The organism is Roseovarius sp. D0-M9 (assembly GCF_037083805.1).
GTDB lineage: Bacteria > Pseudomonadota > Alphaproteobacteria > Rhodobacterales > Rhodobacteraceae > Roseovarius.
The window spans coordinates 1-1,382 of record NZ_JBAPKZ010000117.1 but is presented as its reverse complement, the minus strand read 5'-3'; the positions used below and the strand labels follow the sequence as shown (position 1 = coordinate 1,382).

Sequence of the window (1,382 nt, the reverse complement as noted above, 5' to 3'; positions counted from 1 at the left end):
CGAGATATAGCTGAAAGTTGGTGATGGCCCCTGAGGGGCGGCATATCATGGCGGTGTTCACGCGCCGTCAATTCTCCGAAGAGAAAGGGATATGCCACATGACCAAGACTACCATCACGCCATTGCCTGATCCATCGGGATTTTCGCCCGACCCGCTGACGGATATCCTGCGCTCCGGCGCGCGTCGCCTGATCGAGCAGGCGGTGGAAGCCGAGCTGACGGCTCTGCTTGCCGCCCATGCCGATGACAAGACCGAAGATGGCCGGGCCCGCGTCGTGCGCCACGGCTATCTGCCGGAGCGCGAGGTGATGACCGGGATCGGTCCGGTGCCCGTGAAGGTGCCCAGGGTTCGCGACCGGGCCGCCGGGGCCGAGAAGGTTCGGTTCACGTCATCCATCCTGCCTCCCTATCTGCGCAAGGCGAAGTCGGTCGAGGAATTGCTGCCTTGGCTCTACCTCAAGGGCATTTCCAGCGGCGATTTCCAGGAAGCGCTGGCCGCGCTCCTGGGGCCGAACGCGGCGGGGCTGTCGTCGACCACCATCTCGCGGCTCAAGGCTGCGTGGTGGGACGAATATGACCGCTGGCAGCGCCGCGATCTCGGGGCCCGGCGGATCGTCTATATCTGGGCCGACGGGGTCTACTTCCGGCCCCGTATGGCCGAGGAAAAGCAATGCGTTCTGGTGCTGATCGGCGCAGATGAATGGGGCCGTAAGGAGGTTCTGGGCCTCACCGATGGTTATCGCGAGAGCACGCAGAGCTGGCGCGAGCTGCTGCTCGATCTCAAGCGCCGTGGTCTCACCCGAGCCCCGGAACTGGCCATCGGCGACGGTGCCCTCGGGTTCTGGACGGCGCTGCGCGAGGTGTTCGGCAGCACGCGCGGGCAACGCTGCTGGGTCCACAAGACCGGGAACGTCCTCAACGCGATGCCGAAATCCGTGCAGCCCAAAGCCAAGGGCCACCTGCACGACATCTGGCAGGCCGAGACCAAGGCTGAGGCCGAAGCCGCTTTCGATTTCTTCATCGAGACATATGGCGTGAAATATGACAAGGCGACCGCCAAGCTGGTCAAGGACCGTGAGGTGCTGCTCAGCTTCTACGACTTCCCGGCCGAACACTGGAAACACGTTCGCACATCAAACCCTATCGAGAGCACCTTCGCCACCGTCCGTCACCGCACCGGCAAGACAAAGGGCTGCTTGAGCCGGAAAACCGGGCTGGCCATGGCCTTCAGGCTGATGATGTCGGCGCAGGCAAAATGGCGAAAGCTGGACGGTGCCAATCGGCTGCCCGAGATCGTCCAGGGGATTGCCTTCAAGGACGGCATCAAGCAACTTCAAGCCGCCGCCTGATCACGCCGTCACCAACTTTCGGGCATAGCTCGG

Annotated in this window: 1 protein-coding gene; it reads left to right on the top strand. The window is 63.4% G+C overall.

The genetic code is table 11. The annotated features are described in order from the left end of the window. Window positions 1-98: 98 nt before the first annotated feature. Window positions 99-1,349, top strand: coding sequence for an IS256 family transposase (locus tag V8352_RS21755; protein WP_336426344.1), 1,251 nt, complete (start codon window positions 99-101; stop codon window positions 1,347-1,349). Window positions 1,350-1,382: the final 33 nt, after the last annotated feature.

Bases quoted from the DNA above. Each gene is read 5' to 3' on its own strand.
- V8352_RS21755 (WP_336426344.1), top strand. From the start codon at position 99: ATGACCAAGACTACCATCACGCCATTGCCTGATCCATCGGGATTTTCG.